This is a genomic window from Mesorhizobium sp. M0410, from assembly GCF_040321435.1.
Classification (GTDB): Bacteria; Pseudomonadota; Alphaproteobacteria; order Rhizobiales; family Rhizobiaceae; genus Mesorhizobium.
Map to the genome: position 1 here is coordinate 22,089 of NZ_JAMYRN010000025.1, position 23,775 is coordinate 45,863.

The 23,775-nt window shown below is 59.4% G+C and carries 23 protein-coding genes and 3 pseudogenes; 8 read left to right on the top strand and 18 right to left on the bottom strand.

Annotated elements, in window-relative coordinates; translation table 11 throughout:
* Positions 1-239: 239 nt before the first annotated feature.
* Together NKI63_RS26120 and NKI63_RS26125 are read left to right on the top strand one after the other, a co-directional pair.
* Positions 240-827: an alpha/beta fold hydrolase gene (locus tag NKI63_RS26120; protein WP_352823901.1), complete on the top strand. Its 588-nt coding sequence runs from the start codon at positions 240-242 to the stop codon at positions 825-827.
* 431 nt (positions 828-1,258) lie between these two features.
* Positions 1,259-2,179: an ArsR/SmtB family transcription factor gene (locus tag NKI63_RS26125; RefSeq protein ID WP_352457921.1), complete on the top strand. Its 921-nt coding sequence runs from the start codon at positions 1,259-1,261 to the stop codon at positions 2,177-2,179.
* A gap of 233 nt (positions 2,180-2,412) precedes the next feature.
* Here NKI63_RS26125 and NKI63_RS26130 read toward each other — a convergent pair whose 3' ends face one another.
* A complete protein-coding gene (locus NKI63_RS26130; protein ID WP_352473704.1) occupies positions 2,413-3,336 on the bottom strand; it encodes a glycoside hydrolase family protein in 924 nt (307 codons plus the stop codon).
* Between the two features lie 399 nt (positions 3,337-3,735).
* Between NKI63_RS26130 and NKI63_RS26135 the strand changes: the two genes are divergently transcribed.
* Together NKI63_RS26135 and glf are read left to right on the top strand one after the other, a co-directional pair.
* The gene (locus tag NKI63_RS26135; protein ID WP_352457923.1) at positions 3,736-4,908 is read left to right on the top strand and encodes a glycosyltransferase family protein; all 1,173 of its coding nucleotides are present in this window, start codon (positions 3,736-3,738) and stop codon (positions 4,906-4,908) included.
* Between the two features lie 2 nt (positions 4,909-4,910).
* Positions 4,911-6,053, top strand: coding sequence for a UDP-galactopyranose mutase (gene glf / locus NKI63_RS26140; RefSeq protein ID WP_352492345.1), 1,143 nt, complete (start codon positions 4,911-4,913; stop codon positions 6,051-6,053).
* A 134-nt stretch (positions 6,054-6,187) separates the two neighbouring features.
* On the opposite strand, the gene NKI63_RS26145 is transcribed toward glf, so the two are convergent.
* The 5 genes from NKI63_RS26145 to NKI63_RS26165 all read right to left on the bottom strand — a co-directional run bounded on the left by NKI63_RS26145 (position 6,188) and on the right by NKI63_RS26165 (position 11,661).
* On the bottom strand, positions 6,188-7,354 hold the full coding sequence (locus tag NKI63_RS26145) for a glycoside hydrolase family 1 protein (protein ID WP_023677857.1): 1,167 nt from the start codon (positions 7,352-7,354) through the stop codon (positions 6,188-6,190).
* Positions 7,355-7,560: 206 nt separating this feature from the next.
* Positions 7,561-8,085, bottom strand: coding sequence for a YciE/YciF ferroxidase family protein (locus NKI63_RS26150; protein WP_023677856.1), 525 nt, complete (start codon positions 8,083-8,085; stop codon positions 7,561-7,563).
* 1,091 nt (positions 8,086-9,176) lie between these two features.
* Positions 9,177-9,542, bottom strand: a complete 366-nt coding sequence (locus tag NKI63_RS26155) for a hypothetical protein (protein ID WP_023677855.1) — start codon at positions 9,540-9,542, stop codon at positions 9,177-9,179.
* Between the two features lie 392 nt (positions 9,543-9,934).
* On the bottom strand, positions 9,935-10,318 hold the full coding sequence (locus NKI63_RS26160) for a hypothetical protein (RefSeq protein WP_352823902.1): 384 nt from the start codon (positions 10,316-10,318) through the stop codon (positions 9,935-9,937).
* A 989-nt stretch (positions 10,319-11,307) separates the two neighbouring features.
* Complete coding sequence (locus NKI63_RS26165) at positions 11,308-11,661, bottom strand: hypothetical protein (protein ID WP_352823903.1); 354 nt, start codon at positions 11,659-11,661, stop codon at positions 11,308-11,310.
* 644 nt (positions 11,662-12,305) lie between these two features.
* Here NKI63_RS26165 and NKI63_RS26170 point away from each other — a divergent pair.
* Positions 12,306-12,815, top strand: coding sequence for a ferritin-like domain-containing protein (locus NKI63_RS26170; protein ID WP_352508344.1), 510 nt, complete (start codon positions 12,306-12,308; stop codon positions 12,813-12,815).
* Positions 12,816-13,505: 690 nt separating this feature from the next.
* Here NKI63_RS26170 and NKI63_RS26175 read toward each other — a convergent pair.
* The 6 genes and pseudogenes from NKI63_RS26175 to NKI63_RS26205 form a co-directional block, all read right to left on the bottom strand.
* Positions 13,506-14,276 (bottom strand): hypothetical protein, encoded by a 771-nt coding sequence (locus tag NKI63_RS26175; protein WP_352508326.1) that lies wholly within the window; start codon positions 14,274-14,276, stop codon positions 13,506-13,508.
* A complete protein-coding gene (locus NKI63_RS26180) occupies positions 14,273-15,157 on the bottom strand; it encodes a hypothetical protein (RefSeq protein WP_352508327.1) in 885 nt (294 codons plus the stop codon). Before NKI63_RS26180 ends, NKI63_RS26175 begins: the two co-directional genes overlap by 4 nt.
* Positions 15,154-15,549 (bottom strand): phage holin family protein, encoded by a 396-nt coding sequence (locus NKI63_RS26185; protein ID WP_352508328.1) that lies wholly within the window; start codon positions 15,547-15,549, stop codon positions 15,154-15,156. Before NKI63_RS26185 ends, NKI63_RS26180 begins: the two co-directional genes overlap by 4 nt.
* Before the next feature lie 4 nt (positions 15,550-15,553).
* On the bottom strand, positions 15,554-15,901 hold the full coding sequence (locus tag NKI63_RS26190) for a hypothetical protein (RefSeq protein ID WP_352508329.1): 348 nt from the start codon (positions 15,899-15,901) through the stop codon (positions 15,554-15,556).
* Positions 15,902-16,130: 229 nt separating this feature from the next.
* Positions 16,131-16,699: pseudogene (locus tag NKI63_RS30785) on the bottom strand (transposase); the annotation flags it as partial.
* A 62-nt stretch (positions 16,700-16,761) separates the two neighbouring features.
* Positions 16,762-17,811 carry a YihY/virulence factor BrkB family protein gene (locus NKI63_RS26205; RefSeq protein ID WP_352685986.1) on the bottom strand — a complete coding sequence of 350 codons (1,050 nt, stop codon included), beginning with the start codon at positions 17,809-17,811 and terminating at the stop codon, positions 16,762-16,764.
* Positions 17,812-18,053: 242 nt separating this feature from the next.
* On the opposite strand from NKI63_RS26205, the gene NKI63_RS26210 reads away from it, so the two are divergent.
* Positions 18,054-18,911, top strand: coding sequence for an alpha/beta fold hydrolase (locus tag NKI63_RS26210; RefSeq protein WP_352508333.1), 858 nt, complete (start codon positions 18,054-18,056; stop codon positions 18,909-18,911).
* Positions 18,912-19,251: 340 nt separating this feature from the next.
* Here NKI63_RS26210 and NKI63_RS26215 read toward each other — a convergent pair whose 3' ends face one another.
* From NKI63_RS26215 to NKI63_RS26225, 3 genes and pseudogenes are all read right to left on the bottom strand, one after another.
* A complete protein-coding gene (locus NKI63_RS26215; RefSeq protein WP_352508334.1) occupies positions 19,252-19,509 on the bottom strand; it encodes a hypothetical protein in 258 nt (85 codons plus the stop codon).
* 446 nt (positions 19,510-19,955) lie between these two features.
* A pseudogene (locus tag NKI63_RS26220) lies at positions 19,956-20,169 on the bottom strand (alcohol dehydrogenase catalytic domain-containing protein); the annotation flags it as partial.
* Between the two features lie 150 nt (positions 20,170-20,319).
* Complete coding sequence (locus tag NKI63_RS26225; protein ID WP_352516146.1) at positions 20,320-20,568, bottom strand: cyclophilin-like fold protein; 249 nt, start codon at positions 20,566-20,568, stop codon at positions 20,320-20,322.
* Between the two features lie 153 nt (positions 20,569-20,721).
* Between NKI63_RS26225 and NKI63_RS26230 the strand changes: the two genes are divergently transcribed.
* Entirely contained in the window at positions 20,722-21,279 is a 558-nt protein-coding gene (locus tag NKI63_RS26230; RefSeq protein WP_352508345.1) for a 5'-3' exonuclease, read from the top strand.
* A gap of 399 nt (positions 21,280-21,678) precedes the next feature.
* Here the strand turns inward: NKI63_RS26230 and NKI63_RS26235 are convergent, their stop codons facing one another.
* The 3 genes and pseudogenes from NKI63_RS26235 to NKI63_RS26245 form a co-directional block, all read right to left on the bottom strand.
* Entirely contained in the window at positions 21,679-21,963 is a 285-nt protein-coding gene (locus tag NKI63_RS26235) for a DUF982 domain-containing protein (protein WP_023680323.1), read from the bottom strand.
* Positions 21,964-22,626: 663 nt separating this feature from the next.
* A pseudogene (locus tag NKI63_RS26240) lies at positions 22,627-22,779 on the bottom strand (diguanylate cyclase); the annotation flags it as partial.
* A gap of 244 nt (positions 22,780-23,023) precedes the next feature.
* Positions 23,024-23,251: a helix-turn-helix domain-containing protein gene (locus tag NKI63_RS26245; RefSeq protein ID WP_352508336.1), complete on the bottom strand. Its 228-nt coding sequence runs from the start codon at positions 23,249-23,251 to the stop codon at positions 23,024-23,026.
* On the opposite strand from NKI63_RS26245, the gene NKI63_RS26250 reads away from it, so the two are divergent.
* Positions 23,184-23,555, top strand: a complete 372-nt coding sequence (locus tag NKI63_RS26250) for a hypothetical protein (RefSeq protein ID WP_352508346.1) — start codon at positions 23,184-23,186, stop codon at positions 23,553-23,555. The two genes, NKI63_RS26245 and NKI63_RS26250, sit on opposite strands and share 68 nt — an antisense overlap.
* Positions 23,556-23,775 lie beyond the last annotated feature (220 nt).

A 23,775-nucleotide genomic window follows, 5' to 3' on the forward strand; every position in this document is an offset into this window, starting at 1 on the left:
GCGGTTCGTGCAGCTTCTTGGTTCACTTGGCTTGTGACGCACAGCTGTACTTGCACAGGCTTCGGCCTGCCTAGCAGCCGCGTTCGCGGCGCGTCCGCTTTGGGTGGCGGATTCAACGGATCGCAGCAACACACGCTCTTTTCTGAAAGTGGAGTGTGAGCCATGAAGCAGCGAAGTCGCATCTACTACTCGGCCGCTCAGCGGCCTGAGTTTGGGTTCGATGGCAGGCGGGCGAGTCGATGAGCTCGATCGGACGACGATTCGATCGGAAGTCTTCATCGGTGCCGCCGCGCCTGGGCCTTGCACTGGCGGGCTGCCACCCTTGCCTGTCGCCGGTGGTGTTTTCCCCCACATTTTGCTGCCGCTGCTTGTGCTGCTCACCTGGCCGCTCGCCATGGGCAAGTATTTCGCCCCGGCATCGTCTCTGCGGGGTTTGCTTCGTCGGCAAAGGACATCGCCAGCTGGCCTCAAAGCTGCGGTCGATCGCGGCCGAATCGGGATTGATGCTGGCCGACGCGCTGGCCGGCGGCCGCTTCACCCGCTACAATGATCTGTTGATGCCTGCCGGCATTATTGCCGGGGCCGGCGACCGGTTGTTCGATGCGAAAGCCGAGGCTCTTAGACTACAATCGGAGATTCCTGGTTCCTTTGTCGATATCATCCCGCAGGCCGGCCACATGGTCCACCACACCGCACCGCTAGCTGTTCTCGCCATGGTGGACAGGGTCGCTGCCGCGGCCAGCAGTGAAGTAGGCCGGCACTGGCGCGATCCCGAAGAAGTGGAATCGCGATTTTCGGAAAAGATCATGCTCAAAAGCAATAGGTAGAACCCCGTCCCGACTCTATCGGGTGGCGAATCCGATGATTTACTTCACGGCGGCACGCACTTCAGCGAACCGCATCCTGTGCATCCATCCGCGCCGGTTCGGCTAACATCGACGTCGAGGTCCCGTATCTTGGGGATTTGGCCAGGGGAACGGCCCCAATTCCGTGTTCGGCTTCTGCCTCTCTTTGTGGCTGCCAGTATCTAGTCGTCTGCAAATCGAGGCCACGGACTGACAAGCACCCCCGCAGTACAAGGAGCTGGCGGTCGGAGAACAAATGTAGACATGTCGCACCATCCTTGCGGGTACGGCTTGCGATGCATACCTGACGGTCGAGGGCTTAATGTAACCAAATCAACGGCTCGGCGTTTCGGTCAGCGCCGTTGCAATGAGCGAAGCCATAACCTCTGTCACGAGCATAGACTGGCGATTTCATGAGTCGCAATTTTCTGGTGATTGAACCTGAGGAAGGCATTGCCGTGCTCAAGGGGCTTGCCTCCTCGGCGCGGATTTCGATGCTGAAACTGCTGCATGAGAAGGGGCCGATGAATGTCAACGAAATCGCCGCCGTGCTGTCGCTACCGCAGTCGACCGTCTCGACCAACATCCAGGTGCTGGAGGATGCGGGGCTGATCCGCACCGAGAGAGCGAAGAAAGGCAACCGGAAAATCTGCTATCCGACCGCCGAAAAAGTGCTCGTCGTGTTCAAGAGCGAATATCGTGCGGTCAAGAACGACGCGATCGAAGTGTCGATGCCGATCGGGCTTTATACCGGCTTCGAGGTTACCGCGCCCTGCGGCCTTTGTTCGCCGGACGGCATAATCGGTCTGCTCGATGTGCCGAACACTTTCCTCGATCCGGACCGCATGAAAGCCGGGCTTCTATGGTTCACCCGCGGTTTTGTCGAATACCAGTTTCCCAATAATGCCAAGCTCGCTAATGCCGAGATCACCGAGCTCGAAGTGGCGATAGAGCTGTCTTCGGAAGTGCCGGGCACCAGCGCCGATTGGCCGTCGGACATCACGCTGACGATCAATGGCGTCGATGTCGGCACCTGGACGTCGCCGGGGGATTTCGGTGACAAACGCGGCGTCTTCACGCCCTCCTGGTGGAAGCTCAAGGGCTCGCAATACGGTAAGCTGAAGAACTGGCGAATTGCCAATGACGGCACCCATGTCGACGGCCTCAGGATTTCCAAAACCGGCCTCGCCGCACTCGATCTGAAGAGCCATCATTCAATCCGCGTCCGTATCGGCGTCAAGGACGACGCCAAGCGCCCCGGCGGGATCAATATTTTCGGCAAGGGCTTTGGAAATTACGATCAGGACATTGTGCTCAGGATCAAAACCGCGTGAATCGACTGGCCGCGTTGCTGCGCTCAGTTACAGTTCATCGCTAGGCTGGCTTGCAGCTGGCACCGCCGTCCATGAGGCGACCGGCTTGCCTGACGTGTATAGATCTCTCGTCGCAAGCTTTGCCCACTGGCTGCGAATCCCCTGCTACCCTCAATCACCAGTACAAAGGGATCCGTCCCACCAACCAACAGCCAGAGCATCCTCCGTTCCGGCAAAATGCCGGAACTTACCATCTAGGCAACTCTCGAAAGTATATGCCGATCCAGGTCACACTTAGCCAACCCGAACCGCCAGCGATGGTTCGTAGCCTCACGCCTGCTCTGGTAGAACAAGGTCAGTTGCCGGCCGTCGATCATCACCGTCGAATGGCCATTCTCGCCGGGCTCACCAGGGTCGAGAACGGGGCCAACGGAAACGTAGGGACCCTTGACGTCATCGGCGATGGCGAAGAAGACGCGCTGCCGGCTGCCGCGCGGACCTTCGGGGAGGAAGCAGGTGGCGTTGAGAAGCACACGACCGTCCGGCAGCTCGACGAGCTGCGCGCCTTCGATCCCCCATTCGTAATCGGGGTGCTCGCGCGCATTGTGATGTGGCACGTCGAGATGATCGAGTATCTTGCCGAGACGTTTCCATGGCCCGAACCAGGAATCGGATTGGCTGCGCGCCAGATAGACATCAGGCTGGGGCACCCTGGTGAATTTGGGCATGCCTGAATAGACGATATAGCGCTTGCCTCCGACGATTGCGGGGTGGGGATCGTAGATGCCGTCCTCATCGGTGTCGGGCAGCGACAATATCGCCGGATTGAGCACCACCCAATGAAAGCCGTCATTGGACACCGCGTGCTCGCAACGTCCGCCGGACTTCATGAATTCGGTCTGGATAAACATGTGGAAGACGCCGCACTCATGAATGACGCCGGGCGCCGCAATGCCAGATCCGGTTACCGGCAAAACGATCGCCTCGTGCTCTGTCCAGGGTCCATAAAGATCCGGCGCTGTGGCGTGGAGGATTTTCCAGCTCTCTGTTGTGACGGTGCCGCTGGAGCCGAAGACGTGCCAGAGCGTGCCGTCGAACACCGGACAAGGGTCCTTCAGATCATCCACAACCTGCGGGTGAAACAATGGAAAGACGTTGGTTTCAAAGTCGATCTTCATTCGCCAGCCATTCCTCGATTCGTCTCGGTCTCCATTCAAATGAACCACCGGCGCGACTCAGATGAATCGATTCCAAGCGTATTTATAGCTCCGCTGATGAACGGTTGTTGAACGATTGAAGGATTTGAACCGCTCTGTGGCAAAGGGCCACATTTGGCGAGCCCGACCTGACGCGAGGGGCTTCATCATGTGGATCGAATGGGGGCGGCCGGCTCGCCCCTTCTCTGTCGAGCCGTCGCAAGTGGAGCGGACGGCTGGTCTCGCCCGAGACAGTTTGGAGCTATGGAACAACTTATCGGGATGGAAGTTATATAGAAGGCTGCGAACTTCATGTCAAAGCTGCCTCGATTGACTTTTGTTAGTCGAGGCATTTTGTAACTATATCGAAGGATAATCTACATGGAAATGGCGGCGGGCCGGGCCAAAACACCAAAAAACCCTGTACAACCGTCTATTTTAATTTGCTTTTCACACCTCCGATGGAACTTCGTATATCAGAGACCACAACACATTCTGACCCTGGCGTCAAAACAGCAACAGCTAATTTACTTCGAAGAGCCGATCTTCGATGAGAGGCGCCACCCTTCGATGCGGGTGCACAATATTACCCCCAAGATCAGAATAGTGACGCCGCTGATCCCAGTTGGTACTTCCGCGACCAGGGCGGACGCAATCCAGCGCAGGTTCGTCGATCAGATCCTCGCCTCCACGCCGCATGACCGATTGACGACCTGGTATTACACGCCCATGGCGCTACGCTTCAGCGATCATCTCGCCTGTGACGTCTGCGTCTACGACTGCATGGATGAACTCTCCGCGTTCAAAGACGCTCCCGCAGAGTTGACGCAGTTGGAAAAGGCGCTGTTGCAACGTGCCGATGTCGTCTTCACGGGCGGGCAGAGCCTCTACGAGGCCAAGCGCAGCTTGCATCGGGCGATCTTTCCCTTCCCGAGCAGCATCGACGTTACCCATTTCCATCAGGCTAGGGCGCCAGGTGAAGACCCGTTCGATCAGGCCGACATACCTCACCCGAGGGTGGGGTACTTCGGGGTCATCGACGAACGGCTCGACCTTGAACTTATCGCGCATGCGGCTGCGGCAATGCCAGACGTGCATTTTGTCATGCTCGGCCCTGTCGTCAAGATCGATCGGGCGAGCCTTCCCACGGCAGGCAACCTGCATTGGCTGGGCGGCAAGTCCTATGCAGACCTGCCGAACTATCTCAGGCATTGGAGTGCCGGCTGGATGCCGTTCGCGCTCAACGATGCGACCCGCTACATCAGCCCGACCAAGACTCCCGAGTTTCTTGCGGCAGGACTGCCGGTGTTGTCCACGGCGATCGTCGACGTTGTGCGTACCTACGGCGTCGAAGGCCTTGTCGAGATTGTCGAGGCGGAGGACATCGAGGCCAAGCTTCGCTCGATCCTGGCCCACCCCCGCGATTTCCTGGTGAAGAAGGCCGACGCCTACCTCGCCGACATGTCCTGGGAGAAGACCTGGAGCGCGATGGCTGCCCACATCGAGCGCGCCCATGCGATGAAGAGCGTCGTCCCATTCCTGAGGAGGGCGTGAGCGTGTTCGACTGGTTGATCGTAGGGGCCGGTTTCGCCGGCAGTGTGCTGGCCGAGCGTATCGCATCGCAACGGCAGGAAAGCGTCCTGATCATAGACCGACGAAATCACGTCGGCGGCAATGCCTATGACTGCTACGACGAGGCGGGAATACTAATTCACCGTTACGGGCCTCACATCTTTCACACCAACGCCCAATCGATCGTCGACTATCTGTCGCAATTCACGCAATGGCGGCCTTACGAACATCGCGTGCTGTCGCTTGTCGATGGAAAGCTGCTGCCGATACCGATTAATCTCGACACCATAAACCGCCTCTACGGCCTTGAATTGACGTCCGAGCAGCTGCAGGACTTCTTCGCTTTCCGACGCGAAACGGTCAAAGAAGTCCGCACCGCCGAGGACGTCGTGGTGAGCACAGTAGGCAGAGAGCTCTACGAGAAATTCTTCCGCGGCTACACCAGGAAGCAGTGGGGTGTCGACCCTTCCCAGTTGAGCAAGTCAGTGACGGCGCGAGTCCCGACCCGGACCGATCGCGACGATCGGTATTTTGGCGACAGCTTCCAGAACATGCCGGCAGGCGGGTATACGCGCATGTTTCAGCGCATGCTGGATAGTCCCAAGATCAAGATCATGCTGCAGACCGACTACCGCGAAATTCGCGACAAGATCCCCTTCCAGCAGATGATCTACACCGGTCCGATCGACGAGTATTTCGACTGGAAGCTTGGTCGCTTGCCCTACCGTTCGCTGCGCTTTGAGCACACGACACTTGATTGCGAGCAGTTTCAACCGGTCGCCGTCGTCAACTATCCGCAGACGGAAAAATACACACGGATCACCGAGTACAAGCATCTGACCGGTCAGCAGAGTCCGAAGACCAGCCTCACCTACGAATACCCCACCGACGTCGGAGATCCTTATTACCCGGTGCCGCGGGCCGAAAACGAGGCTTTGTACAAACGATACGAAGCTTTGGCCGCGGCCTGCCCGGAGGTCTGGTTCGTCGGACGTCTTGCAACATATCGCTATTACAATATGGATCAGGTGGTCGGCCAGGCATTGGCTACGTTCGGGCGCATTCAGACACGCCTGCCAGCAAACGGGATGCTCGTCACGCCGACGCAGCGCGAGGCGGCCGAGTGAATGATGCGCCGGCCTGACCGGCGTCGGGCGACCCACGGCCAAAGAGACCAACGATGTTGCTTCTCGGCGAACAGCTCTAGATATGCTGTGCTGTTGATGCAGCTGAAAAGCGCGCACTGTTCGTATCAGCGAGGCTATAGCGCGCTTGCTTGTTGTTCCTCAAACGCCAAGAACGATTGGCGCTGGCGCTCCAACTCGTCCGCAAGTGGCTTGCGAACAGTGCGCGAGCCGTCCGCATGAATGGTGGAGAACAAGCCGACTTCGGCGTGGCGCGAATTGTCCCAACCTGGGTAGGCCGTCACCGGGTACAGGCATATACCCTGAACAGGTGCACCGAGGCTCGTCGCATCGCGCACTTCGTCGCAAACGTAGTGAAGCCAGGCTGGCCGGCCTGAACCTTCGGCGCCGGTCTCGGCGATGAACATCGGCTTCTTGTATCGTTCGGCGACCTCGACCAGCAATTCCGAAAGTGCACGGTATTCGTGATGCCCCATCGGTATCGTTGGGCCATTCAAGTACCATTGGTTGTGCGGATAGAAGTTGAGGCCGATGACGTCCACAACGTCCTCGCTGCCGCCCAACTCCGGTTCCACGCGCCCGATCAGCATGTCATACGCCTCGAATTGGCCCTGGCGAGCATTTTCGGCGCGCCGCCGCTCGGGGTGAGTACGGTCACGAGGAGCAATATGGATCAGCGGTTCGGCCCAGATGAACCTGCAGCCGGGTTCGGCCTCCCGCATGGCCCTCACGCCGGCGACCGCTGCCCTGACAAGGTGTCGTTTGAACCATCCACGCTTGTTCGGCCCGACGCGGGGGAAATAGCCGACCTCCACAGCCCATGCAAAAAACGAAATCTCGTTGATCGGGCACACCAGGGGAGCCACCCCGGTAGCGGAGCGATGAACCCGAACAGCTTCCGCGGCGAAACGGACGTAGGCCTTGATAAACCCCGGGCCACCTTGGTCGATATGGTCTGGCGAGCCATAGTGGAAGATATCCCAGATAATCTGCACCCCGGCCGCCTGGGCTGCTTCGATCGCCGACGTCCAACTCGACCAGTCGAAAACTCCGGGCGCTGTTTCAATCAGGTGCCAGCGCAAGCCGTCGCGGATCGTGCGAAGCCCAAGCTCGGCACAACGGCGATAGTCGGCATGTGCATGGATGTCATGTGAGGTCGCGCGGATCAGATCAAGACGGGCCCCGTCGGCGCGCCTGTGGGAGGAACACTCGAAACCAGCCATGAAAAAGCTGTCGAACCCGGAAGAGCCTGCCGTGGGCCGACGGGCGGTATCCTCGTTCATACCAACATCCTGTCGCCCAAGGCGTGGGCAAGTAATCGCATTCGCAGTCCCCCATTGTCAGTTCCGGTGGCCTAGTCGAAACCGGTCGGCCACCACCACGTCGACGGCTCGGCGGCTGCGGTGTACACGTGTGCCTGGATTGGCGAATACAACCAAGCTCCAATCCCGTCTGCCGGGGGCCGCGGTCGCGTCGATTCGATCCGAAGTTATGCGGCCTGTTGCATCGCCCGTTCGTTGACGCCTGTTTCGCCTAGTCGGGTGAGCGCCTCATCGGTTGCTTTTTCTTCCTTGAGCGTCTGTTCGAGTAGCGGGACGGCGTCTTTCAAGCCAAGTAACCCGGCCCATGTGACAAGAGTCCCGTAGCGCGCTATTTCATAATGTTCGACGGACTGGGCTGCAGCCACGAGACCCGCGTCCAATGCCGGAGCCTCCTCGAATTCCTCCAAAATCTCCTGTCCTTCTTCGATGATGCCGTCGATCGCCGGGCACGTTTTCCCTTGGGCTCTCTTGCCAAAGGCGTCGAAAACTTGCTGCAGACGCTCGATCTGACCTTCCGTCTCGTCACGATGTTTTTCGAACGCCGCCTTCAACTCTTCGGACTCCGCGCCCTTTGCCATTTTCCGGAGCGCCGTCAGAATCTTGCGTTCGGCGTAGTAGATGTCTTTCAGACCATCATAGAAAAGGTCTTCCAAGCCCTTGGAGCTGCCCTGAGAGCTTTTTTTCGTCGCCATTGTCATCTCCTCTTTCATTTCTATCGACGCATGCATGGCTCTAACTGGACCAGTCTCTTGTTGTTCCTTCGGCGACGGCACACCGGCAGCCAACAGCGAGCGACGGTCGGGTTGACCGCTGATTTCAGTCCGCCGCGCCAGCAGCGGCTTGAGCATCTCGGCTGCGCTCCATTGCGGAAGTTCCGGAATGAGGATCGTCTGCCTGAAGGGCTTCCGCTGTCATCGAGTCCTTGCGGCCGCATTTTTCGCAACGGACCTTTGCCCGCACCTGATCAAGGTTCCCGATCTCTTCTCGGGCCCCCAATGGCGTCGAACCTGGACGAAGTTGCCGACCAGATCAGCAGTGTATAGGGGCCGCGGACCTGTTTTCCGATGTAGTTGAACTCACCTTGAGGCAGCTGCTCGCGCAGGCGTTTGGACGACAGGCGGACGGCATCATGGCCTCTAAATTCGAATTCGAGGTCAAGAGGACCACGTCCACAGCATAGTTGCACCTAAGATCCTCCTCGATGTCGCCAGCGGCGCGAAGCCTCAGATGGTCTTCGAAAACCCCTCTGCGGACCGAGCATGTCATGTCTCCTTTGCAGTACCGGAAAGGCCGTGGACAGCCGTGTCGTCCTTCGCGATGCTGAACGGATGCGACGGCGGTTTGTTCCTGAGGCCAACATGCGCTGGAGCCGGATTGACTTGCACCCCCGATCACAAACGAATGAGAACATTCAATCGGGGTCCTCATGGCTTCCGCCATCGACATTCTGGCATGCTGACCAGCGACGAGGTCGGCAATTGTCCAGGACTAGAGCGGCCGGCCAGGTGCAGCGGTGCCGGGGGGGACCTCACGCTCCAAGGCCGTCCTGGCCTTCGCCAGCGACAACCACAAGGCCTGCAAAAAAGCTTCATCTGCTTGCGGTGTTAATCCGACCTCCTTGCAATGTTCAACGATCCTGTCCTGGATCGACACTGCGGTTTCATACCGTTGGACAACCCTTGCCAGAACGTCCTGACAGGTGCCAATCGCCACCTCCCGAATGTGGTCAGCGACGGGAGAGAGGGCAGCACGGGTGACATCATGAGCAACGGGGGCGTCCCGATCAGTCGGATGTATTCCGCCTCGGGCTGCCCATAAGAACGATCCGCCAACGCGCGTCTATAGCAATAGCTTCAGCCTTCAATTGAACAAAGCAATCGTGTGGGGACCGGTCCTCACCCATGACCAGGGCTGCCCCGGTCATACCGTCAAAGCCAATAAGGCCAACCTCGGCCTCGACCTCAGCCCGAAGCTTCGCCACCATTAACCCGAGACCGCTCTCGAAGAAATCGACGGTGTCAATCGGGACCGAGGTCTGCTCCAGGTGCGTCCTCAGTCCCAAGTGACGGGCTTCGAGGTGAGGCTGCAGCAACGTCAGATCCGGTGCGCTCAGGCGCCGCAACAGTTCGTTCTTGAACGAGGTTTCCATCTGCGCTGTCTCCCGATCGGGGCGGAAGGGCGATGGTCGCTCACAGCTGAGGACGCCCTAACAATTGTCGACAGTCAGGGGAAAGTATACCTAAAAGGGCGGGGAGTCTCAAAAAGCTACTAGGCTGACCAGAGAAGCTCGTCAGTCTGGCGATCATCAAGATGCTGCTAACAAGCAGTGTCCGCCTCTACTGGTCGAAGGTTGCCTTCGCAATCTGGTGTGCGCCTTTTGTCGAAGCATACGGCCCCAAACTGATTCATCCTCTGGGGAAGCCAAGCGGTATCGACGCTGCCTGAAAACTTACGCGCAAGCTCCACACTTTCGGGGGGCGCTTTGTCGATCGACCAGAGTAGCCAAGCACCCCTTCTGTATCCCATAGTATTCGTCTTCGCCTATTGCTCCGGAACGGCAGAGGTTTGCGGACGATTTCGTGCTGCTTCGGCAATTTCCGGGATGTATTTCGTCGCGGTGCAGCTTCGGTTCACATTGGCGCGTGCGTCGAATACCTCTCTCTCGCAGACCCGCTTGGCGAGCTCGATAGGCACATGAACTGCCAGAGGCACTTCCACCTCGGAGATTCCAAGCTCCCTTGCGATCTGCTGTTTCACTTCGTGCCTGCCAAGCGAAACGTCGACGCCGACATCCTGGGCATCTTCGGTTGTCGATGATGCGCCTTGCCCCGGCAGATCTTGCTGCTCGGTCTGAGCAAATGACTGCACGGCAAAAAGCTGCAAGGCGAACACGGCGAGCGGCAAAATTCGTTGGAATACTCTCATGCCTGGCTCCTGCAGGTGCCTTTAACAACGGCAAAGTATTTGAAGCGTTCCAGAGGCGGGGATGCGCGCGCTCAGCGGCAGTCGAGGCGGGTTTTTTCTGTTGGAATACGATATGGCGACCGTGGTTGGGTGCGACAGCCGACTGTGCTGGCACATCGGAGTGTAGGAATTTGCCTACCGAGAAAGAAAGACAAGCCAGAGACGAGCGCGCCTCGGATGCTGCACGAGGATTGACCGACATTGAGCGTGCGGCACGAGACGCAAAGACCGCGGCTTCGGGAGCAGCGCCTGAAGGCCGCACTTGCTGTGACGTCGGCCCGCGGCATCTAAACCGAAGAGGACACCAAAACCGTGAAAGCCTAGCAGTCACTTGCACCACACGGACTTGCATTCAACCCTACGGTGCTCAAGATCCAAGTAGGCTCTGCAGCTCTCTAGGCTCAGAACGTCGTGCACCCAAGTTAGATCCTGCTGCAGCAGTCAGGACTACCCCAGAACGAATATGGCCAGCAGGGCAACAAAGAGAACAAGGGCGATCGCGGCGCCCCAGATGAGGACCTTTCCGGTGCCGCGTTGCTCTTCCTCGCGAGAAACGTCTTTCGCCATTCCATGCATCCTTTGCGAAGGTCCAAACTGAGCAACGTGCCGTGCCAGGCTGTTCCCAACGCTCTCGGAGCCAACTTGGTGTCAGTCCAACTGCCGGTTGCCGTAGGGCTTCTTCGCTCTAGCGCTATCGGCAATACAGCGCGGCTCTCCTCTGAGCGCGACCGCAGCTCCCTTCAGGCATGATGCGCGAGCAGGCGGATATGTATCTGACCGAAAGCAAACAGAAGCCAGGCCTGCCCACTGAAAGCACAAGCAAGCACAAGGTTCCTCAACTGACGCTCGGCTGGCGGCAACTTGCTCGCCAGCCGAGTTGAGTTCAGGCGGTGGTCGGGGGAGACCGGCCAGCCACACGCTGGTGATTCCAACCTGAGCCGATGTGCCAATCAGCAACCTTCGTCGGTCTTTTTGACCTGGCCTGGCGCGGCGGTCTTGGCTGTGGTGTCCTGCTGACCTGGCGCCGCCTGCTGAGCGCTGCCAGTCTGCTGGCCGGGCGCGCAGTCTCTGGCCGAGTTCGGATTTGTGGTGCCGCTGGTGGTGGTCGTGTCGGTGCCTTGATCGCCGGACATGTTGGTCCCGCTGCTCGTCGTGCCGGTGCCCTGATCCGTCGTGCTGGGCATGGTCGTCGTGGTCGAGGTTCCGCTCGTCGAGGTTCCGCTCGAAGTTCCGCTGGTCGTCTGGGCAAAGGAAAGCCCGGCCGACACCGCCAGCACGGCCGAAGCCAAAAGGATGCGTTTCATCTTCTTTCTCCTGTCTGAATGCGCGGGATGCGCCTGGCAAATTGAACAGGCAGACAGAAGGAGTGTTCCCCGATGAAGTTCAACTTTTGTAACTCTGGTCGTAGGTCAGCCTTAGGATGGCCGGCGTATATTAGAACCTCATGACGGCGGCTCGAGTCGAAAAGCAATCAACGAGCGGAGAGGCCGTCGCGTTCCTTGTGACTGCGGTGGCGCGGTGAGGCACAAGGCTCAATGCGGAGCGCCAGCGGCCGCGATCAGCGCCTCGTCGAGAATCCACTTCAGCTTCGCCGAGCGCTGGTAGCTTCATCTGCTTGCCGTTCTTACTTGCCAGGAACGACATGCAGCGGTCGCAGTATGCCATGCGGGACCTTCAATATGTCGCCGCGTCGGATGGCCAGGAAGCGGCCAGTGCCAGTTGGACTTTGTGATGGAGCGGCGCAGCGGCGAGCGTCCACGGGCCGTTTTCCTTGCGCCGATCTTCCCGATCTTCGCCTTTTCCACGCATCGCTGCAGGATTTTTCGCGAGGTGAATTGAGACCCGCCACGGCGCTGATCTCTGCGACGGTCAAGGCCCGTTCGGCGGGCTCTACTCCGGAACAATGTCCTCTTCTGAAAGTTTCCTTAGATCGCAAAGGAAATTCGAGATGTCAGAAAGCCGCGAATGGTTTGTCCAATGGCTTAGAGATGCCCATGCCATGGAAGAGCAGGCCGAAACGATGTTGAACGGGCAGTTGAGTCGTATCGAGAATTATCCCGAACTGAGCGACCGAATCCGACAGCACCTCGACGAGACCAAGCAACAGGCTGCCCGGCTCAAGACTTGTCTCGATCAGATGGACGAGGGTTCATCCACGATGAAGGATGCTGGCGGTAAGCTGACGGCGATGGCGCAATCGCTGAGCGGCGTCTTCGCTGGAGACGAGGTGATGAAAGGATCGCTCGCGAGCTACACGTTCGAGCACATGGAAATCGCCTCCTACACGATCCTGATTGCCGCTGCTCGATCGCTCGGCGAAAGCGAGGTACTTCGGGCTTGCGAAGAGAATCTGCGAGAGGAAGTCGCGATGGCGGATTGGCTGAAATCCCGTCTTCCCTCCACGACCGAGCAGTTCCTTGCGCGGGCCGAAGCGGACAGCGACAGCGCCAAGCGGTGATCGGGTAGGAACGTAGTGATCGTAAACTGGGTGATCGGGATTCGTCCGCTAGCGCGTCCCCCTTCGTGAACGCTGGGCAACGAACACGCCTAGCAGGCGGTCGTCGAGCTGCGCATTTCGAGAAATTGCAACGACGAGCGATGCTAATATTGCGGCGTCGTCACTTAGAGAGTCGAAGCGTTCGCCTGCGCAAGCCTGGTCAAATACGCATTGGCAATAGCCAGATCGGAAGGGCTAGCGCAGCGCTCGGCGAAATAAAGCTCGAGTGGGCGTGTTAAAACGTTCCAAACGAGGTCGCGATAGCGGAATGCCCGAGAACGCTCTAGATGACTGAGCAGTTGCGTGCGCGGGCACCGGCAGCGCCAAGCCGGATCGGAGAAAGTTCGTCCTGACAGCGGACAGAGCGCGCCGTTGCGCTCACGTTATGGGGTCGGCAGCACTTGCGGGGTGAATTCCGCTTCAGCCGGTCGCTGGCGGTTTCGCTGAAGGCCGTGACCGACCGGCCGACGATCATCATGCTCGAAGGGGTTGACCGCTTTGTCCGATCTTCTCCGCCGTGCGCATCGTCATCGCGCCGTCCGTGGTTCCAGAATATGCAATCCGATGGCTGAACTCGTCGGGACTCGATAAATGTCAGCGCGGCATCATACTTTGCCTTCAGGACGACTGTTTCTCTGCAATGACCTCTGTCTACGCTCTTCCAGTTCGGTCGGTGTCCATCTGCTCATTCACACGTCGTTGATAGGCAAAGCCGACAGCCGCGGCGACTGCCAAACCTGCCGCCGCCAGAAGGAGTTTGTCCTCGGTATGCTCATTGCCCGATGCGTCTTGAACAGCTAACGAAGCTTCATCGAAGGGTGCGGATGCTCTCGCGGCAGTCTCGCCCTCGTGCGGCCCAACGCCGCTATGGCGGATACCCGCAGCTAGACGTTCTGTCTTCTCTTTTACAGTTTCCTTGGCCACGCCGGTCAACTCGGCAGCTTGGCGTTTTATTTTACCAGCCGTTTCAAGAGCGAAATCACTGACGCTTTCCGCCAAATCACTAGATTGCTCCTTCAGGCGCTCCTTGGCGTACGATAGGTGATCCACCTGCTGCTCGCCGGGTGGCCGGGCCGAATTGGTCCGCAATAAGCTGAACAATCCCGCTCCGACAAGTGCGGTTGCGATCGGCGGACGGCGGAGGAAACGCCACCCCAAACCGGCCCCAATCGCCAAAGCAGCGCTCGGATTGGCAGCCGCCTTGGCCTTGAGATCGTCAATAATCGCCTGCGCCACCGATTGCATTGAGGCTCTTGCTTTCTCCACCAGGGCATCCTTTGCCTCAAGCGCTTCGTGTTTCAAATCATCGGTAAATTCGGAGAGCGTGTTTGGCGACCGAAGTGTCGACAAGTCCTCGGCGAGCTTAGCCCGGGCAGCCTCAACTTCGTATTCAAGATGCTCAAGTTGCGGATCGGCCATCATAAATCTCTCTTGCCACCGGGGCGGGCAGGTTTGCTCGACCGAGCGTTGCCCGACCGCTGCGATTTGGCCGTTATTCCTTCCGAAGGGGTGGCGCTGCCCGGTTGCAGCTTGGCGGCCGGAGTGGATGAACCGCTCGATCCACTTGGGCTTGGCGAAGGCGGCTGCACGGGTTCACTTGATTGCTCTTCTGACAAGGCGCTTCCAAAGGCGCCCGCAACGTCCCTTGCGACCTCCTTCAGGCCGTCCGAATTCAGCCCATGTTCCTCGGCGGCGCTTTTGAGCCGTTCGCCCGCCTTTGATGTCGAGGACTTCAAGCGTTCCCCAGCTTTTTCAGCAGCATCCGTCAATCGCTCTCCTGCTGGGCCGAGCGTGCGCCTCTCGACATCGCTGGCCGGCAAAGCAGCAGCTATGGCGGCACCGGCTGCGAAGCCGGCCAGAACAAAAGCCAATGGCTGTTCTTCCACCATGCGGCCAATCGTGTCTTGCAACGTTGATTGGGCTTGCTGCACCACGCGCCCTGACTTCTCGGATACGGAGCGACCGGCCTGTTCTGCGTATGACGCGGCGGATGATGCGTAGTGACTTGCGGTTTCACTCACCTTCTCCCCAATGCCGGCTAAATTGTCGCGCATGGCCTCAGCTGTCTCGCTAGCCTGTTCCTGCGCTTTTGACGCCCCGCCGCTGGCGGTGCGTGCGTGCGGAGCATTTTGGCGCCCGTTGGTTCCACGGGATTGCTCGCGATGCCCGGCACTTGAACCGCGGCTGCGCATTAGCAGCGCGCACCCTGCTGCGACGAGCAGAAGGCCTTCGGGATTGTTCCTAGCGGAGCTGAGAAGCCATTCTTTCGTTCCAAAATCCTGGACCTGTGAATTGCGGCTCATGTTAATTGCTCCTTGGTTGTCGCAATATCCTGCTTTATTTGGCTTATAGAGTGTGTCGGCAGAAGTTCTTTTTGCGCATCAGCGCGGCCCCTATAGTAGGCGAAAACAGCGGCAGCCGCCGTTGCGGTCGCGACTATGAGACACGACCAGTGCAAGGCTATCCCTAAGCTCGAGATTCCAAGTACGAGGGCTTGCATTAGAAGCAGAGCGGCGACCACTCCCAGCGCGCCAGCAGCAGACATCCACACACCTGCTTGGAGCTTCGTTGAGACGTTGGCGGACAGCTCCGCATGCGCCAGGCGCAACTCTTTTTGAAAGAGGTCCGCGGCGTCCGCCAACACTGCCGACAGTGCTTGAGGGAGAGGCGAATTCTTCAGTTGTTCCTGTGCCATCAGATCAGTTCGCTCCCGGCCGCCTTTCCTTGATGGATTCTGAAGCGGGAGGCGCGCTCTTCAGCGTGCGGAATGTCAAAAAACCCGCTACGGCGGCCAGCCCAAACACCAAACCCGGCTTGCGCCTGGCCAAATCGGACGCTGCAAGAACCAGTTGATCGACGGATCTGTCTCGCAGGTCGTCTGCGTATCCATCAAGCCTATTGGCGAAGGTGCGCACGACCCCAGCGACGATCGGTGCATTTGTGTCGAGGTCCTCGGCCGCACGTTTGGTCGAACTCGCCAGTTGGCCCATCACCTCGGCGCCGCTGCCGACCTGACGGTCCAACATCTCCTTCACCTGATTGGTCACGGTGGACGCGCCACCAGCGGCCGCCCGTTTGGCGGTTCCCGCTGCCCCTTGTGCTATGTCCGACGCTTTGGATAAGGCGCCCCTTACGGTTGCTCCTATGTCTTCCGAGGTACCATCACCAGCCCTTACCGCAGTTGGGGGACGCCGTTCAGAATTCCGGTTGTTCATGGTTTCCTCCATTCGAGGAGCAAACGGAGGTAAGGCCCGTTGGTTCCCAATGAGCGACTGGCTAGGGTGTCCAAGTTGCATTTTCGAACTCGGTGCGCGGATCGGGTGCGTTTGCATTGGGAATGACGAGTTGCTTGCGGGCGAGCGCAATGCGAATCACCCATCTGTCCCTTCCCTGCCTGCTTCAACTCTGATGGAAGGCGCCGAGGTGGGGACCATATCTGGCGACGGTGAGCGCGACGAGGAGAGGCTGCGCGGACCTTCACGGCCGCCGCGCACCGGTCTTCGACCGCTGCGCCTCCCGCTGTCACTGGCGATCGGCGCCAAGCCTACGAGTTTGGCAATGGCTTTATTGGAAAGGGTGCCAATCTCGGACAACTCGGCCATCAGGAGTACGCGGGCGACACCGTTGACCGGACGGAAGATCTAATCGAGACAGGCCCACAGCGGGTCGTCGTCGCGTAGCGAGGCGATCTCGCCTTCAAGTCGGTGGCTCTGACGCTTCAGCAGAACAACGACCTCGTCGAGGCTGGCGAGGGGTTCGGCATCGGCGACGGCGCTTTTGCGTTGCTTCTGGATGGTGAGATCGCCTGTCACCTCGGCAAGCCGGGCCCGCGGCTTGAGCCGTTCTGGGCCACGCTCCGCGGCGTGGTTACAGCCGCTTGACCATGGCATGCAAAGTGAGCTGCGCGCTACGCATTGCGCTCGTCAAAACGCGACTGCTGGTCGGCGTCATCGGCCGATCCGCCCAGCGTGTCGGCGACCGTGGCACCTCGCGAACCCATCGGCTGCTGCGCACCTGTGGTGGTGTCCATCGCTGTCTGATGCTCCATCTCGGAATTCAGCTCCGCACCTACAACCAGGATAATCACAGAAATCCAAGTCCACATCATCAAGCCGATCACTGCCCCAAGGGCTCCATACGTCGCGTTGTAGTTGGCGAAGTTTTCAAGATAGTAGGAGAATCCTATCGAGACTGCGATCCAGACCACAGCCGCGAGGAAGGCGCCCCATGTCGCCCATTTCCACTTTGCCCTTTCACGGCTGGGCCCGTAGCGGTAAATCAGCGTGGTCCCAACGCCAGCCATGATGAGCATCATCGGCCATCGAAGGATCCGCACAAGGGCTTCGATCCAGCCGCCGAGGTTCAGCAGTGCAAGCACGGCCGGCACAATCCCCACCGCGACGATAAAGCCGATGCCAATGAGGATGGCGCCAAGTGTGAAGCCCAAGGCCAGGAGATTCAGGTGGATGAAGCCGCGCTTTTCACTCTCTTCGTAGGCGATGTTCATGGCTTCGAATAGCGTCTTTATGCCGTTACTGGCGCTCCACAGTGTGACGGCAAGGCCGAAGATGAAGCCGAAGCTGAGCGCGCCAGTCTTCTGAGCGGCTAAGGACGCAAGCTGAGATCTGATAATATCCAGACCTCCCGAGGGCAGTACGCCGCCAAGGAACGCAACGTGCTCAGCGATGGTCTGAGGATCGGCGACGAGACCGTAGATGGACACGAAGGCGGCAAGCGCTGGAAAGAAGGCAAGAAGCAGATAGAATGCGGCCCCGGCCGCGATAAGCATAACACGGTCCTCGGTGAGCTCAGCGAACACCCGCCACAGCACGTCCTTCCAGCCGCGGCCAGGAATCTCTGACGGCCATTCGGCATTGCGTCCCCGGCCCTCCGGGTCGGGCGGCCGCTCAAGTTGCACTTTACCTTCGTAAGCGTCCTCGGTTGTTTTCTTCGACATGGCCGCCGGTCCGGAGCACCTTCGTCGCAGGGAAACGTATAGTAGCGCCAAAGGATGCAGGTGCAGACCTGCGCTTGCAAATAACACCCCGGCTGCAGAAACACTCGCGGCATCCCCACTTGGACCTTCGGCTCCCATGCCCATCTGCTGGGATGCGACGGCTGAGCGTGCATGTTGTCGGGACGACAGCCTGATAATCCTCATTGCGCTGGATCAGTTTTAGGACACCCGCGTTACCAGCCATGATCTCGCTCGCGCCTGAACATCAGTTCGTCAACGCCGGAAGCATTCGGTTTCATGTCGTTCAGGCCGGGCCTGCCGGGGGTAAGCCGGTCATGCTCCTGCACGGCTTCCCGGACTTCTGGATCGGCTGGAGACGGCAGATCGGTACGCTCGCTTCCGCCGGATATCGGGTCATCGTTCCCGACCAGAGGGGCTACAACACCAGCGACAAGCCAGGGGGCATCCGCGAGTACACGCTCCCCAAGCTCCTCGGCGATGTCTTCGCCTTGGCCGACGCGCTCGGCATCGGAAGGTTTCACCTCGCCGGCCATGACTGGGGCGGCATCGTCGCTTGGGCCGCCGGGGCAAAGTTGCCTCATCGCCTGGACAAGCTCGTCATCCTGAATGCGCCCCATCCCGACGTGGTGTTTACCCATGCCCTGCGATCTCCGACGCAGTTTCTGCGGAGCAGTTACGTGGTTTTCTTCCAGATCCCATTGCTGCCCGAAGCCGTTTTGGGTGCGCGGCGCTCCGCCTTGCTCGCACGAGCACTCAGGACATCCAGCCGGGAAGGCGCCTTCGAAGAAGAGGAGATTGCAGAATATCGGCAGGCTTGGGAGCGGCCGGGGGCGCTGACCAGCATGCTCAACTGGTATCGCGCCTTGCGCTTTCGCCCGAGCCTGAAGGAGCGGATCACGACGCCCACTCTTGTTATGTGGGGGATGCAGGACCAGGCTCTGGAATCCGGGCTGGCCAAGCGCAGTCTCGCCCTTTGCGACGATGGCCGCCTGCAGACTTTCGAGGAGGGGACGCATTGGGTTCAACGCGAAGAGAGCAACGCGGTGAATGCGGCGCTTCTGGCGTTCCTGGAGGGCTGAGGAACTCAAAAATGGATAGAAACTGGGGGCAGCGTCAGATGGAGCCGGAGGAGGCCTGCAGGGCATTCCTGGCTGCGGCAAAAGAGGAGGGGACATTACAACTAGCTAAGTTGGATTGCGGTATAAGGTTCTATTATCTCCGACCAACACCGCGCTTTGCGGAGTAGATCGACAATGAGATCGACATCGTCCGTCGCCCTGACATCCCCAAGCGTGACTTCGTCGGTAATGAAAAGAGCGGTCGTGCATCCGCCCACAAATATCAGACGCTCCCGAAAGTCGCTTCCCAGCGCCTCGGCTACTATCTGTAGCATGTGAAGCAGCTCGCCTCTGATGGTAGTCATTTCTTCAGAAGCCTTTCAGAAAGCCGCTCACCGGCAAGGCCCACCTCCCGCTGGTTTCCGAGCCGGATCGCATCGACAAGCGCAAGATATTCGTCCAGCCGCTCATCTTTCGGAACAGCTTCAGGCACGCTCTTGAACAAGGGCTCGATCGATTGGCCCATGTCCCGGCCTTCCGCAAACGGCCAGATGTGGATGTACTCACCGCCGCTCATCAGCAGTCCTTTTAGCATTGGCGCGGCAAAGGCCGTCGGCATGCCGCGCGTGATGCCGCCCGCCTTGCGGGGAACACAAATTTCAGTCCGTGGACGAGAAAATTGTGTAGATTGCGGCGAGGGGGATTGGCTCGGCCCGTATCTCGATCTTTGATGGCGAGTCCCGACGAGAGGGTTCGCTTGATCGAAGCGTCGATCTCGTTTTGCTGATCCCGGGTAGCGATTCCAGGCCGCGAACTGAGTACGGGGCCTCGCCCGAGAAGCTCCAATGAAGCTCCCCGGAGCCAACTTGCCCCTCCTGCTCCTGCAAGCTCACGAGCTTCAGAAGCATCACGATATCCTGACTTTTCATCCCATTCATGCGGTGTGTCCTCTGTCCTAGGACATAAGACCATATCAAGGTGTATGACCCCAGTGCAGAGCGAACTCAGAACATCAAGGTGGCTTGCGCCGTCTCACTCGGCCTCAGCAAACTCGAAAGCCAACTCTCCGCGAGCGAACTGGCCGGGACGAACCGTCCTGATTTCGCTGCCGACCTCCATGACGATGCCGCAGTATTCTTGACCCATGTGCATCGGGCTTCGACATTCTGGATCCCCCTATACGGCCACAGGTCCGAGCCGCAAATGCAGGTCGCCGAGAGCTGGATGATGGGTCAGTCGGATGAAGAACCTTCGGGTCGGCGACTTCATCGCAGCGGATGTCGCCAGGACCATAAAGAACTGTTCCAAGCTTCCAAGCATTGTTGTTGTCCTGTCGTCAGTATGGGATCAGGAGAGGAGTTCGATGCGGAGCGGAATTCGCCTCCCACCAGCAGAGGATCGAAGCCGCCGTCGATGCGACCGAGCCTAATCAATCCCTGGACCAGTGGTAGCCGGCGTAGAAGATCGCAAGTTTGCCCCAAGGTGCATAGTAGCAGAGGTCCCGAACGGGCCGCTGCCCTCTTCGCTGAGCTTGCGCGGCAGGTAGCTGATCTTCTCGTTGTTCGCGGAGCGCACCTACTTGAAGGTTTGGAGAAGGCCAACTGTCGTCTAGCTTTGCAGACCGGGCCGGATGCTTTTCCTCGAGGATTGCAATGATCGTACATTTAGTGGACGGCACATACGAACTGTTTCGCCACTTCTACGGCCAACGCCGGTTCAACAACGGCCATGACAAGCCGTTTGGCGCCGTCGTCGGCGTGCTGAACACAGTGCTGGAGATGATCGAGAATGGCGCCACACACGTTGGGGTGGCTACCGATCATGTAGTCGAATCTTTAGAAATCAGCTCTGGCCCGGCTACAAGACCGGGGATGGCATCGAGCCGGCGTTGCTCGCGCAGTTTCACCCCCTCGAGGAAGCCTTGGCGGCGATGGGAGTGGCGGTCTGGCCGATGATGGAGCTCGAAGCCGACGACGCGCTGGCCTCCGCGGCGCACAGCGCGGCTGCCGATGAGCGCGTGCAGAAGGCGTGCATCTGGACGCCGGACAAGGATCTCGCGCAGTGTGTCCGCGGTGACCACGTGGTCCAGGTAGACCGCAGGACCCAGAAAATTCGCGATGGCGCGGGTGTACGCGAGAAGTTCGGAGTTGAGCCGGCCCTCATTCCAGATTTCCTCGCGCTCGTCGGTGATGCCGCCGATGGCTATCCGGGTCTCGAAGGCATCGGCCTGGTCTCGGCTGCCCGGCTGCTTGGCCGCTACGGCCCTCTTGAACGCTTTCCGCCTGAAGCCCTCGGTAAGGTAGAGAGCTCGCGCTTTTGTTCAAAAATCTCGCGACGCTTCGCACGGACGCTCGGCTGTCCGCGTCCGGGACAGCCAGGACCCACTTAACCGACGGTGAATTTCTGCGCTGGCCAAACAGTGCGGCTGCACCTTATCAAAAATCGCGATCAGGATTGCGCGGAGAACTGGGCTTGATGAGCAGATGCTTCTCCGTGGTCTCTTCGACCGCGAGTGTCTCGGCTCGACGGCATCGGTCTTGGCATCGCGATCCCTCACGCTCTGCTGGGCACGATCTCTTCGCCAGTCGTGTCTTTGACACGCTTGGTCCAGCCCGTTGACTTCGACGGGCCTACGACGACCAGTCGATCTCATTTAGACTGTACAGCCAGGGCCTCCTCACGTCCAGGCTAATAGCCCGTTTTGAGGCGTTTCGGCTGCCGCGGGAGAAGGCAGTATTTCGGGCTTCAAGTGGGGCGGCTCTTCAGTGTTAGGGAGGCCGGCATGACCTCACATCAGATCTTCAACCATCCGCGCAATTTTCCCCAGACCTGCGGTGGTCCCTCTTGTTCTAAGGAGTCCCTGTTCAGCCGCGGCCGCCTTGAAGGCCTCGAGCGCAGCTTGCTGGCTGCAATGCCCGGCGAGGGACTCCTCGACCATTCGGATCGCGTTGAGCCGCCCCGGCTTTCCCATTCTAGGCCATGGTTGCTGAAGCACCTTCATTGCGTCGGCTATGGACGCGACCACCGTCAGGTTGCGATTGAGGCAGATTGTAATTGGACTGAAGGCCCGCATTCTTGTCGCTCCCCACGATTGAACGCAGCTAAACGCGAAGACAAGGGCAGTGGTTGCATGAATGTGGACTACCGCGAATTCAAAGAATCGCTGGCCGATGCGATTGAGGCTGAGCTGGCTCTCCTTGGGCCCGGCACTTTGCCTAGCCGGACCATCCTCTCGTCGTACAACAGGACCCGGCCGGCAAAAAGCATCTGTGCACCGTCCGACGCCGCGAACTATTTTTCGAGCTCGTCACGCCGCTTGCCGACGGCTTCTCAAGCACACCGCGACGAATTCGACGGCTGTGAGGGAGGAGATGAAAAGATTATGGTCGTTTCGTTGGGCCCTCCTTTAGAGCAGGGGCTCCGAGGCGGTTTGTATCGAGCAGATGTCGCATCAGATCTTGACCTGGAGATCGGCTCCGGCAGCGGGATCGGCGCAGCGCGGCAAGGATGCCACGTTCCTTCGGCGGCCCACCGGCGATGGTCTGGCTGACGGCCCCGCGAAGGCGCGAAGCATCGAGGCCTTCTTCTGCCAGTCGGGCGAGCCAACTTTCTTTGGCTGGGAGGGCGGTGCAGTGCTTCGGCTCGGAACTGTTGACACATGCGTCAGGCTGGCAGACCGGAAGCGGCGGCGTGCCCTGACGTCATGGAGACTAGCCTCGCTTCCGAAGCCGCAGATTGTGATCTCGTTGGCTATGCAGAGCATCCAGCCGTCGTTTTGATCCGTTTCCGTCATCCAGAGCCAGCGACCATCCATGAGATCCGTCTCAAACGCTTAAAAGCCGGTCTTGCCCCGCCGCGACTGTGTGGAAATCAGCCATGTTTCAAAGTCGGAATGCTGGACGAACTCGACAAGGAACTGGAGCGACGCAAGCACTGCTTCGTTCGCTACGCCGACGACTGCCCTCTATGTTCGCAGCGAGCGTGCGGGCGCACGGGTGATGGCCAGCGTCGAACACTTCCTCGACAGGCGTCTGAAGCTGAGGGTCAAGATACGGAAGAGCGCGGGTCAGCTTGGGAGAGGAGCGTTTCATAGTCTGGTGGGGCCTAATTCGCCTCGTAGTCCTAGTGGTCACCTATCGGCGCTCACCGGTCCCCTGAAGCTCCCGATAAACGCTCCGCTCACTGACCCCAGTTCCTTTGGCTATCGCTGTTCTGGTCATGCCCTCGGCATCCAACTTCACGATCTTGTCGCGCTTCCCCATCGCTGTTGGCTTCGGTCCTGGGTACTTGGTCTTGTCGCCTTTTGGCGGCATCGATCCCGATCCGTTGGCGCTCCAGCATGACGCTACGCTCAAGGCCATCCGCCAGTATCTGGCGCCCTTCTACAAGTGGCGGCAGGCCGAGATCGTGGCGGCGGCCGAGCCGCTGATGCCTGGCCACCAGGCCTTTATCCGCATCATCAACCGGCGCGATCAGGCCAGACCTTTGAAACGCCTGTTCGTGGCCTCCACGCTCATATCGGCGCAGCGGGCGCTCGACATCACTAGAGCTCATTGGCAAGCAGTCCGCCGCTATACACTGGCCGTGTCCAGGCGTGGGCGTGGCCTTTCCGCCTGGGTATTAGGGTGCGGCCTGCCCGATCGGCCGTCCCTCGATCGACCCTGAGTTGCTGATCCGCATGGGGATCGTCGGCCAGCTCGTCCTCGACTCGATGAGCGAAGTCGTCGACGCCGTGCGCACCGGGAAGACAAGCCTGGAGCTGTAGCGGCCTCGCCTGTCCCGCCCCAGTGTCGTCGCTTCGCTGGCGCCACGGTAAGAACGCATAGATCTGGTCCAGTATTTTCAGCATCAGAACGTTGAGCTGGCGGGAACTTGCTCGCCAGCC

Bases quoted from the DNA above. Each gene is read 5' to 3' on its own strand.
- NKI63_RS26120 (WP_352823901.1), top strand. From the start codon at position 240: ATGAGCTCGATCGGACGACGATTCGATCGGAAGTCTTCATCGGTGCCG.
- NKI63_RS26125 (WP_352457921.1), top strand. From the start codon at position 1,259: ATGAGTCGCAATTTTCTGGTGATTGAACCTGAGGAAGGCATTGCCGTG.
- NKI63_RS26130 (WP_352473704.1), bottom strand. From the start codon at position 3,336: ATGAAGATCGACTTTGAAACCAACGTCTTTCCATTGTTTCACCCGCAG.
- NKI63_RS26135 (WP_352457923.1), top strand. From the start codon at position 3,736: ATGGAAATGGCGGCGGGCCGGGCCAAAACACCAAAAAACCCTGTACAA.
- NKI63_RS26145 (WP_023677857.1), bottom strand. From the start codon at position 7,354: ATGAACGAGGATACCGCCCGTCGGCCCACGGCAGGCTCTTCCGGGTTC.
- NKI63_RS26150 (WP_023677856.1), bottom strand. From the start codon at position 8,085: ATGGCGACGAAAAAAAGCTCTCAGGGCAGCTCCAAGGGCTTGGAAGAC.
- NKI63_RS26155 (WP_023677855.1), bottom strand. From the start codon at position 9,542: ATGGAAACCTCGTTCAAGAACGAACTGTTGCGGCGCCTGAGCGCACCG.
- NKI63_RS26160 (WP_352823902.1), bottom strand. From the start codon at position 10,318: ATGAGAGTATTCCAACGAATTTTGCCGCTCGCCGTGTTCGCCTTGCAG.
- NKI63_RS26165 (WP_352823903.1), bottom strand. From the start codon at position 11,661: ATGAAACGCATCCTTTTGGCTTCGGCCGTGCTGGCGGTGTCGGCCGGG.
- NKI63_RS26170 (WP_352508344.1), top strand. From the start codon at position 12,306: ATGTCAGAAAGCCGCGAATGGTTTGTCCAATGGCTTAGAGATGCCCAT.
- NKI63_RS26175 (WP_352508326.1), bottom strand. From the start codon at position 14,276: ATGATGGCCGATCCGCAACTTGAGCATCTTGAATACGAAGTTGAGGCT.
- NKI63_RS26180 (WP_352508327.1), bottom strand. From the start codon at position 15,157: ATGAGCCGCAATTCACAGGTCCAGGATTTTGGAACGAAAGAATGGCTT.
- NKI63_RS26185 (WP_352508328.1), bottom strand. From the start codon at position 15,549: ATGGCACAGGAACAACTGAAGAATTCGCCTCTCCCTCAAGCACTGTCG.
- NKI63_RS26205 (WP_352685986.1), bottom strand. From the start codon at position 17,811: ATGTCGAAGAAAACAACCGAGGACGCTTACGAAGGTAAAGTGCAACTT.
- NKI63_RS26210 (WP_352508333.1), top strand. From the start codon at position 18,054: ATGATCTCGCTCGCGCCTGAACATCAGTTCGTCAACGCCGGAAGCATT.
- NKI63_RS26215 (WP_352508334.1), bottom strand. From the start codon at position 19,509: ATGCCGACGGCCTTTGCCGCGCCAATGCTAAAAGGACTGCTGATGAGC.
- NKI63_RS26235 (WP_023680323.1), bottom strand. From the start codon at position 21,963: ATGCGGGCCTTCAGTCCAATTACAATCTGCCTCAATCGCAACCTGACG.
- NKI63_RS26245 (WP_352508336.1), bottom strand. From the start codon at position 23,251: ATGGCCTTGAGCGTAGCGTCATGCTGGAGCGCCAACGGATCGGGATCG.